Annotated in this window: 10 protein-coding genes; 4 read left to right on the forward strand and 6 right to left on the reverse strand. The window is 54.0% G+C overall.

Features of this window, described 5'->3' with window-relative positions; all coding sequences use genetic code 11:
- Positions 1-39 precede the first annotated feature (39 nt).
- Positions 40-1,035 carry a tRNA dihydrouridine(20/20a) synthase DusA gene (gene dusA / locus KGA81_RS25070; RefSeq protein ID WP_223549483.1) on the reverse strand — a complete coding sequence of 332 codons (996 nt, stop codon included), beginning with the start codon at positions 1,033-1,035 and terminating at the stop codon, positions 40-42.
- Positions 1,036-2,267: 1,232 nt separating this feature from the next.
- Here dusA and KGA81_RS25075 point away from each other — a divergent pair.
- Positions 2,268-2,648, forward strand: coding sequence for a DUF6124 family protein (locus KGA81_RS25075; RefSeq protein ID WP_223549485.1), 381 nt, complete (start codon positions 2,268-2,270; stop codon positions 2,646-2,648).
- 431 nt (positions 2,649-3,079) lie between these two features.
- Here KGA81_RS25075 and KGA81_RS25085 read toward each other — a convergent pair whose 3' ends face one another.
- Entirely contained in the window at positions 3,080-3,520 is a 441-nt protein-coding gene (locus KGA81_RS25085; RefSeq protein ID WP_223549487.1) for a helix-turn-helix domain-containing protein, read from the reverse strand.
- A gap of 399 nt (positions 3,521-3,919) precedes the next feature.
- Between KGA81_RS25085 and KGA81_RS25090 the strand changes: the two genes are divergently transcribed.
- Complete coding sequence (locus tag KGA81_RS25090) at positions 3,920-5,026, forward strand: PD-(D/E)XK nuclease family protein (RefSeq protein ID WP_223549489.1); 1,107 nt, start codon at positions 3,920-3,922, stop codon at positions 5,024-5,026.
- A 37-nt stretch (positions 5,027-5,063) separates the two neighbouring features.
- Here the strand turns inward: KGA81_RS25090 and KGA81_RS25095 are convergent, their stop codons facing one another.
- Together KGA81_RS25095 and KGA81_RS25100 are read right to left on the reverse strand one after the other, a co-directional pair.
- The gene (locus tag KGA81_RS25095) at positions 5,064-5,273 is read right to left on the reverse strand and encodes a hypothetical protein (protein ID WP_223549492.1); all 210 of its coding nucleotides are present in this window, start codon (positions 5,271-5,273) and stop codon (positions 5,064-5,066) included.
- A gap of 274 nt (positions 5,274-5,547) precedes the next feature.
- The gene (locus KGA81_RS25100; protein WP_223549494.1) at positions 5,548-5,724 is read right to left on the reverse strand and encodes a DUF3606 domain-containing protein; all 177 of its coding nucleotides are present in this window, start codon (positions 5,722-5,724) and stop codon (positions 5,548-5,550) included.
- Positions 5,725-6,393: 669 nt separating this feature from the next.
- On the opposite strand from KGA81_RS25100, the gene KGA81_RS25105 reads away from it, so the two are divergent.
- A protein-coding gene (locus tag KGA81_RS25105) for an IS5 family transposase (RefSeq protein WP_223549508.1) occupies positions 6,394-7,247 on the forward strand; the annotation gives its coding sequence in 2 pieces (ribosomal slippage) (positions 6,394-6,735 and positions 6,738-7,247; 852 coding nt in all).
- 239 nt (positions 7,248-7,486) lie between these two features.
- Here the strand turns inward: KGA81_RS25105 and KGA81_RS25110 are convergent.
- Positions 7,487-7,756 carry a short-chain dehydrogenase gene (locus KGA81_RS25110; protein ID WP_115947664.1) on the reverse strand — a complete coding sequence of 90 codons (270 nt, stop codon included), beginning with the start codon at positions 7,754-7,756 and terminating at the stop codon, positions 7,487-7,489.
- Between the two features lie 467 nt (positions 7,757-8,223).
- Between KGA81_RS25110 and KGA81_RS25115 the strand changes: the two genes are divergently transcribed.
- A complete protein-coding gene (locus tag KGA81_RS25115; protein ID WP_223549496.1) occupies positions 8,224-8,445 on the forward strand; it encodes a hypothetical protein in 222 nt (73 codons plus the stop codon).
- A gap of 160 nt (positions 8,446-8,605) precedes the next feature.
- Here the strand turns inward: KGA81_RS25115 and KGA81_RS25120 are convergent, their stop codons facing one another.
- The gene (locus KGA81_RS25120) at positions 8,606-9,367 is read right to left on the reverse strand and encodes a transporter substrate-binding domain-containing protein (protein ID WP_223549510.1); all 762 of its coding nucleotides are present in this window, start codon (positions 9,365-9,367) and stop codon (positions 8,606-8,608) included.
- Between the last annotated feature and the right edge of the window lie 250 nt (positions 9,368-9,617).

Consider the following 9,617-nt stretch of genomic DNA (forward strand, 5'->3'; position numbering starts at 1 on the left):
GCAGGAGATGCAGCCTGGTCGCAGGGGAGCGGCTAACCGTTAACGCCCCTCAAGCAGCTCCGCCGCTTGATCCAGCAAGGCCAAAGGCTCTTTGGCCTTGTGAATATCCACCGACAGCAACTGCCGAAACTTGCGCGCCCCCGGGAACCCGGTTCCCAGCCCGAGCACATGGCGGGTGATGTGGTGCATCGAACCGCCTGCGGCGATGTGCGCGGCTATATAAGGACGCAGCTGCGCCAGCGCCTCAGCCCGGCTGATCACCGGCGCCGTGCCGCCGAACAGCTGCTGATCCACCTCGGCCATCACATAAGGGTTGTGATACGCCTCACGGCCCAGCATCACGCCGTCGAACGTCTGCAAATGCTCGTGGCAGGCCTCCAGCGTCTTGATCCCGCCGTTCAGGATAATCTCCAGCTCCGGAAAGTCCGCCTTCAACCGCGCGGCCACGTCATAACGCAGAGGCGGAATGTCGCGGTTTTCCTTCGGCGACAGCCCCTCCAGAATCGCGATCCGCGCGTGCACGGTAAAACTGCTGCACCCGGCATCCCGCACGGTGCCGACAAAATCACACAGTTCTTCGTAACTGTCGCGCCCATTAATCCCGATTCGGTGCTTGACCGTTACCGGAATCGACACCGCGTCACGCATCGCCTTCACACAATCGGCCACCAACTGCGGATGCCCCATCAGGCACGCGCCGATCATATTGTTCTGCACCCGATCACTCGGGCAGCCGACATTCAGATTCACCTCGTCGTACCCGTGCTCCTGCGCCATCCGCGCACACGCGGCCAGGTCCAGCGGGACACTGCCGCCGAGTTGCAGGGCCAGCGGGTGCTCGGCTTCGTTGTGGCGCAGGAAGCGGTCGTGGTCGCCGTTGAGCAAAGCACCGGTGGTGACCATTTCGGTGTAGAGCAGGGCGTTTTTCGACAACAGGCGCAGGAAAAAACGGCAGTGGCGGTCAGTCCAGTCCATCATCGGCGCGACGGAGAAACGACGGGAGAGTGGGGCGGGTGTGGCGGTGGTTACGGACATGAGGGATCTGGAATCGGTGAGGCTGGGAGGTGAGGGAGTTTAGCAGTATTGGGCTTTTGGGGCTGAGGTAAGTCTTATAGCGGGATTCGAGACATCTGACCGAGGGCGCGGGCGTGGGTGATTGTTGAAAAAACAGATTTGTTCCTTTTTTGCTTTTTTGGTCCCCTTTTTTGCCAGTACATTGCGGGTGCGGGCTAACGCCGGATTCGGAATGTTTGCCAACTCCGTTTGGTGGAGAACGCCCCCGAGTCACCTCGAAAGGTATAGAGGCTTGCCCTGTAGAAGGCCGTCACTCGGGAGCTTCCAAAGCTCCTGATCTTTTTATAGGCCCACCCCCATCCTCTAGATTTGGTGCTTTCGGTTGGTGTTGATTTCACATTGGAGCCTCTGGCATAGGTGTTTGCCGAAGATCTTAGCAATCTGCCGTTCTTAGAAAAGCGTCAAATAATAACCATTGATCTATTAGGGCTATTACAAAGCCCAGCGTTTGAGCATCAGAATAAAAAATGTGCCGATTGCCCCGCAGCATTTGCTGCGGTCCTCCCCAACGCCCGTCCAGATGCGTAATGCTGCTCACTTAAGAGATAGAGCAAACAATAAGCAACCTGTGGCGAGGGAGCTTGCTCCCGCTGGACTGCGCAGCAGTCCCATTTTTAGGGCCGCTTCGCGCCCCAGCGGGAGCAAGCTCCCTCGCCACAGATGCAGTGTTCGCCCTTAAGTGAACAGCATTACGTCCAGATGCGGGCTTTTCTATGGCAGATAACCTTCAGCAAAAAATGGCTCTCGGCATTTCCTGTCGTAGCTTGGTGGACCTCTGTGACAAAGCCGGGACACTGGGCAAGATAAGAAGCAGGACTGCGAAATTCGAACGGCACCGGAAGGTGCCGTTCTGCGTTGATAACATCACGAAAAAGTAGGAAATTTCCCTCAAGTCGCGTCCCCATTGCCCATATTGCCTAGCCAGGGATCACCCGGCTAACCTCCCTTGTCGCTGCAAATTCAGCGACAAGGGTGTGGAAGCCCTTCACAAGATCTGGGCGCACAGGGCGCCACCTAAATTTAAGCAGGCGCTTTTTTCATGTCTGCTGTTAAATTATGGCGGCTGTGCGCGGGGCACTTTCGGGTGCGTCGGGTTCCTAGATCCCCGGTCTTCCACACCCGTGCACAGCTGCCACCCCATCATGTGGAAGTGATGCCGGCAGTTCCTTTGGTTAATTCTAGGAACGAAAACGATGAAAAAGATAACGCCTGACCCTCCACAAACCGCAATGGCTTCCGATTCTCTTGATCTTGCTCAACTATCCGCTGACTCTCAGCGGGTGGTCAGTAAACGTCTGCGAAACCCGAATCACGCTGATCCCGTCTGCCATGTGTTCACCATTCTTCCCGACGTCGACACTGAAACGCTCCTGTGTCACGCCTGCGAAACCCTCGCCTCGTTGAACGTCTTGACCACTGACCTGGCTTGCAAGCTCGAAGGTTCAACCCGTAGTTTGGCGCTATCGATTCAGCAACTGGCGGTGGTGGGGGAGTTGTTGGTGAATCGGGCCTTGGACAATGTCGATCCGCAAGGCATTGGGGGTGATATATCGCCAGGTGCACAGGGTTCCTGAACCAATGCTGTCGCACCACAAAGTTTCATGTTGTCCGGCACACACGAGGCGTAGGCTGATGGCCATATGTTATTTCCCCCGCGCCTCAACCCACAGGAATAAAAAAATGATCGCAAACCTCGTCAAAGTCATCGCTGATGGCCGTAATGCTGTTCAGTTAAGCGAATGTGGTCTCTGTAGGAGCGAGCTTGCTCGCGATGGTCGTTAACGATAACGCGTATTTACTGGCTAAACGCGGCGCTCTTGAGTCCATCGTCGGAACGCCGCCCGGAGCAAGCTCGCTCCTACAATTTTCTTAACTGAACAGCATAGCGAGGGACTGGCGCGAGCTCAAAGAATTGACGCTATCACCGGCGGCGGCGATCAAGGACTGATCGCCTTGATCGCGTGCCAATGTTTCGTGAAAGAGTTCTCAACCTTGAAGTAGAGACTTAAAATTCAGGATTTATTGTTTGGATAAGGCAGTAACCACGATTTCTTACTGAGCGGAGGAGGCTGTCTCCTTTAGTAAACTTCTTGAATTTCGCTTGCAGTCTACTGAGGCACATGGGCAATCCTTTGTAATTATAAGGGTCCTTATTTAACTTCATAAGGATTTCCTCGTTGCTAATAACGCGCTCTTCGCTGCTTGTTAATAAATCAAGCACAACGCATTCAATGCGAGTTAAATTGATAATCGTTAGATTGTTAGAAAGCAGGCGTTGGGGTTTGTTGAATGCCCAAGTTTGTAACTTTGGTATATTGATGTGATCAGATACACGCGTAGAGCCGCACTGGTCGATATAGGCAGCAACCTCATTGATAGTATGTCCGAGGGCAATAAAGTCTTCATCGGAAGGGTTGAGCGGGGTGGGTGTTAGATCCTCTGGCATAGCGCTTCCTCCATGCACAGGAAAAGCGTAGCCCAAGAAGTGCGTCCACTGTAAATAGACGGCGAAAAAAAAACCCGCATGGGCGGGCTTAAATGGGGTCGAACAAAAAGAATAGGTGCTGATCCGTCAGCAGAGGTCAGTTTAGATGGACTTTGGCAGAATGCTCTGACAGAAAATAACGCAGCGGCTTGGTCGATCTCAATGTAGTTGTCTGTTAGGGGGGGCAGAATTCGATTTATGCCTTTCGCGACTGGCAGAAAGGGACCCGATGCGGGTACTGTAATCCTAGTCCGGTCACGCAAATCAACTAGCAAGAACGATCTAAAGATACAGGGTCTATCACCGGTAGTCCTGCAAACAGGTATTATCATCAAGACATAGCAAAAAGGGACTCGGCCAATGGAACTGGAACAGCTACGCCACATGCTCAAGCAAGCTCAGCGCTTTACCCCGCTTGAGCGCGAGCCGAGCATCTTCGCGGTAGCCGGTCGGGGTTATTTTGAAAACCCTACGACAGACTTGTTGGCGTTCTTTTTGGATCCTGGCAAGCCTCATGGTCTGGGGGATTGCTTTCTTAGCGCCCTGTTGGCGTGTTTGCCTAATACTGGACAGTTGACTGCGAGCCTACGCCACCCCCCGCAGCGTGAAGTGACGACCCTCCAGGGTAATCGGATTGATTTGGTGCTGCGGGGGGATGGCTGGGATCTGGTGTTAGAGAACAAAATCTTTCATGGGCAGGTCAATCCGTTCGACGACTATGAGCATTACGCTAAGAAAAAACTTGGCGAAGAGGGGCGCAGCGTGTTGTACGCGATTCTCTCGCCGTCCGGAAAAAGTTTGCAGCAGCCATGGCATGGTTTGAGCTACTCACAACTCATCAAGGCGATCCAGCAGCAACTGGGGCAACGAGTCATGACTCAGCCACTGGATAAATGGCAAATTTTCGCGCGCGAATTCCTGCTGCATCTGGAGAACATCACAGTGGAACAGGCCATGGATGCTAACGCTGTAAATTTTGTTTTTGAACATCTACATCAGATCAACAAGCTCACAAAGCTCAAGGAGCAAGTGATCAATGCCTTGGACAGCAAGATACTCGAACGACTTGATGCCGAGGTACCGGGCTATCAGCGCGCTACACGCCGGCACAATTGGCAAAATGGCCCAGTGCTGCGTTATTACTCTAGCAACTGGAGCACTCGTTCGGATGTCGTCCTGTACTTGAGCGGAGCCAGTGAGCGTATGACTCCTCACGTTCGGGTTTACTTGTTCGCTATGAACTCCGAACTTGAGGAACGAGGCAAGGAATTGTTCTCTGACAGCGCGTGTAAGATTTGGTACGAGAATAACCAAACCATTCTCGCGATCGACTGGCCCATGGACAGCTACAACGAAGATGAGGTACTGCATCGGGTGACTGACAAAATGCAGTTGCTAATGAAGTTCGAATGTGAGATCCGCCCCAATATTCTGAAGACCGATCTCACCATGAGCGTGCTTGATTGATTAGGCACCTCTGAACGTCCGCTTCAGCCGAAAGCTGTCACTCTGGAGTCATCAGCACGGCGAGCGTCATCTTGATGAATTCTTGATTTTTATCGATGGCCCCCAAAGCGCTGCGCACATTATCGGTAACCTCGGCCGCGCCGCGTTGCTCGACCCAGTTCGACAGCTCCAGAATGGCGGCATCAAGGGCGAGTTGGTTCTCGTTGATCTTGAAGAGCAGGGAAGGGAGTAGATCTGAATTTGGCATGTGCTAATTCTCCGGTGACGAAGAAAGCGTAGCAGGGGCAAACTAGGGGTTTGGGGTTCAGGTCGGCAGAACGCCTGGAAAGGATGTCATTACTGTAGGAATATACAACGCTAAGTTATTGATTCTTATAGGGGGATGTAGCAGTTTTGAGAGTGTTGCAAAAAGCCAATTTTCTCTTATAGATCATTAGCTTATGGTGGTTTTTCGGTTGGTGGCGCTTCAAAAAAACGGCTTTCAAGAAGCCCTACGGTTATACCGCAGGGCCACCGAAGCGTTACTTGCCCAGCTTTTTACGAACGTCTACTACCATCGGACCAACCGCTACCACAGCGGCTTTAAGCTGAGCCTCAGTAACTCCAAATTCTTTCGTCCAATATTTCAACTCCCAAGATTCAGACGTGTTCACGCGGGCTCTGTCTTTCGGGCCGCGGTTGCTTAAATCATCAGCCATTATCAATTCCCTTTAAGTAGGCCTGGGCAGTCCAGGCTAACCCAGCATAGACCATCAAGACGCGTACGCTTCATAGCGTGCTACCGTGCGCAAAACCATCGCTACAGGCCACGGTTTACCGTTTGCATAAGCACAAAAATACGGATGTTTTGTCACCAAAAACAGGGGCTGTATTCGTTTTAAAACAATAGGTTAGGCCGCTACAGCCCCCAGCATGAAAACTTAGGGAAAATTTAAGACAGAATCGGGGCTGCAGCAGGCCGACTCGGGCCATTCGCAAGGGTGAGAGTTCCAGTCTGGATTGGAGCGACAGTCACTGGCGACAAGATTTGCTGATGGCGGCTGGGAATGTGCGGCCGGTGGTACGAAAGAGGTACGCGGTAAAAACAGATTCCCTGAAAGCCTTTATTTGTAAGGCCTTCATGATTAGATGTTCCAATCCATCATCGGCGCGACGGAGAAGCAGCGGGAGAGCGGGGCGGGTGTGGCGGTGGTTACGGACATGGGGGGCTGGAATCGGTGAGGCTGGGAGGTGGGGGCTTTTATCAGGATTGGAGTTGCAGGGCTTTGGCGAATCTAGGCTCTGTACGAAATCTACCGAAACTCATTTGAGCCCCACAAACGCCGGGATTCAGTAGAGTCCGCGCCCATCAAAGGCAGGAGCCCATGATGGTCAAACGGTACGAACTTCCCGACGCAGCCTGGGATTTGGTTGCAGATATCTTCAGTGAGCCCCGCCGTAACGGACGCCCACGGACAGATGATCGTCTGATGCTTAACGGCGTGCTCTGGGTGCTTTGCTCAGGGGCCGCTTGGCGCGATATGCCGGAGCGCTTCGGCCCATGGTCGACGGTGTATCAGCGCTTTCGTGACTGGCGCAACCGCGGAGTTTTCGATCAGATGCTTAGGCGGCTTCATATTCGCTTGAACGAACAAGGTCTGATTGATCTGGAAACCTGGATGATCGACTCCACGGCTGTTCGTGCAACCCGAGCCTCATCAGGCGCCGGGAAAAAAGGGGGCCTGAAGAACCGCAAGACCATGCGCTCGGACGTAGCCGGGGCGGCCTGACGACCAAGATCCACATGCTGTGCGATGCCAATGGCGTCCCCCTGCGTTTTCTACTGTCGGGTGGGCAAGCCAGCGACATCGCTTATGCCCAGCCGTTGCTGGATGAGGCTTACATCCCAAGCCTGCGTGGGCGCCCGCGCAAACGCTGCCGATGGTTGCTGGCTGACAAGGGCTATGATGCCGAGGCGTTGCGCCGCTACTGCGACCGTTATCGGATGCAGCCGGTAATCCCGTTGCGCAGCATGAAGCGAAAGCCCAAGCCGGGTTTACCGAGACTGTTTGATCGCCCTAAATACCGTCAGCGCAACATCATCGAGCGCATGTTCGGATGGCTAAAGGAGAATCGCCGCATCGTTACGCGGTTCGACAAACTCGCGAAAAGTTATGCGGCGATGGTCTCGCTGGCTTGTGCCATGCGGTGTTTGCGACAGTACTTTTCGTACAGAGCCTAGTTCTTGTTCCGGGTATACGTATTCAAGTTCAACGGGAGCTTGGCGGTGATTACAAATGACTCAAACACCTTTTGCCCATCACGCGCAGACTCTCGCACATCCATGAATGTCAGTTCTTTGAGAATTACTTTTCTGCGGGGGTTGCCGGTTTTTTTTGTGTGGGCCATTGGAGCCTTCCAGTGCATGTATTTTCGAGATCAGTTACAAAGGGGCGCCCAAGTAGAACGCCCCTCCTGATTTCAGGACGGCTCTGAATCCATCCGCCGTGCAATCACATCCAACACGTCACAACCATCGCGCAATGGCACGCAGCACAACAACGCAAAGTCGCTGAGAACCACCGTATCGCTGGTGATGTCACCACGCATCGCCAGATTTTCAAGAATCTGCGTCACAGCACGAATTCTGTAGCTGGCGGTGCTGAGCAGTGAATGCAGTGGTTGTGTGGTGTTGACGAACAGCGAGGGCAGGTCATCGGCATTGCTGGTTAAAGCGATGTACTCATTCATAAGTGAAGCTCCATTAGTTCATGAGAGCTATCACTCAATCGTCGCCAAACGAGAGGGTGGTAGCCGTACGCGGGTTGGCGAACCGGGCAATGGAGAAACCGGCAGACCCTGAGGTCTCCCGCGCACAGCCACCATAAAACAGGCAGCTAGGTGCGTTCCGAAACGCTCCGAAATGGTCGAAGGCTTCAGTTCAATTGCTATCGAGTCGCCAAACCCGACACGCCGTGAGGGCGTGGGCCGGACTATAGGACTCGTGGCAAAGGCGCAGCAATGGCGGAGTGTACGGACAATTCCTGATGTCGTGTAGGACGCTGCTCTTTTTGAGCAGTGGCACCGTTTTTTAAGACATCGCATTGCCTGAACCAACGCTGACTTGCCGAAAAGTTTCATGATGTGTCGTTGAAGTGAGGCATAGGATGACCACCAAAGGTCATCTCCCCCGCGCCTCAACCCACAGGAATAAAAAAATGATCGCAAACCTCGTCAAAGTCTCGCTGATCGCCGGTGCTTTGCTGTTGAGCGCCTGTTCCGGTGTGAGCTCCCATAGTGATTATTCGACCGACTCGGTGCAGCCGGCCGGTTTTGGCCCGGGGCCGACCAACAGCAATGTCGCCAAGATGAATTTCCATGGCAGCGCGCTCGGCAATAGCTTCGGTGAATACAGTTCAGGGTTGTTGCACGACGATTGATATGCGGTCCGCAATGAAAAGGGGCGCTCCTACGGGAGTAATGCCACTCAGTTAAGCACCGGACCAAGCTCGCTCCCACAGGGATTGCGGTGTTCGAAGCGTTAACTGAGTGGCATTACTCCCACGGGAGCGCCTTTTTTTGTGCGATAGATACGGTCCATTACTTCGCGCGAGGTACCGCCAGCCACTGCCGCAGAATCTTTTGATAACTACCCGTCGCTTTGGCCAGGTGCAGCCATTGATCGACGTACAGCTTCCAGGTGATGTCGTCGCGGGGCAGCAGGTAGGCTTTTTCGCCGTATTGCAGGTAGTGAGTGGGGTTGACGGCGCACAGGCCCGGTTTGAGCTTCTGCTGATACAGCGCCTCCGACGCGTCGGTGATCATTACGTCGGCCTTTTTATCCAGCAGTTCCTGAAAAATGCTGACGTTGTCGTGCAGTCGCAATTGCGCCTGGGGCAGGTAGGCGCGGACGAACGCTTCGTTGGTGCCGCCGGCGGGTTCGACCAGGCGAACCGAGGGCTGGTTGATCTGTTCGACGGTCTGGTACAGCGCCTGGTCTTCACAGCGCACCAAGGGGATTTTGCCGTCGACGTCCAGGGTGGTGCTGAAGAAGGCTTTTTTCTGCCGCTCCAGGGTGACCGAGATGCCGCCCATGGCGATGTCGCACTTGCCGGCGAGCATGTCGGGCATCAGGGTTTTCCAGGTGGTGGGCACCCACTCGACCTTGACGCCCAGGCTGTCGGCCAGGGCGCGGGCCATGGCGATGTCGATGCCGGAATGCTCGCCGTCCTCTGACTTGAGGGTGTAGGGCTTGTAGTCGCCGGTGGTGCAAACGCGCAGTTGTCCCTGTTGCATGACGCTGTCCAGATGCGAAGGTTCTGCCTGGGCGCCAAGGGCGAGTGTGAGCAAGCCGCCGAGCATCATTGCTCTGTTGATTTTCGTCATTGTTATCGGGCTTTTGTGCTGGAGTGGTTTTGCAGGGGAGTGTAGTGAAACTTTCACAGATGTGAAAAATCAACGATCCCTAAGGATTAATGCCGACCAGCTGAAACTTCGGATTACATAGGTCATCAAGTTTCATTCGAAGGTTTAAGTGTTGCCAGAATGGAGGCCATTTCGGAAAGCCTGAGTTCCATATCACGCAGTCGCTGCTTTTCCTCGAGTGCGTTTT

The sequence above is a fragment of the Pseudomonas sp. A-B-19 genome, from assembly GCF_019947515.1.
GTDB lineage: Bacteria > Pseudomonadota > Gammaproteobacteria > Pseudomonadales > Pseudomonadaceae > Aquipseudomonas.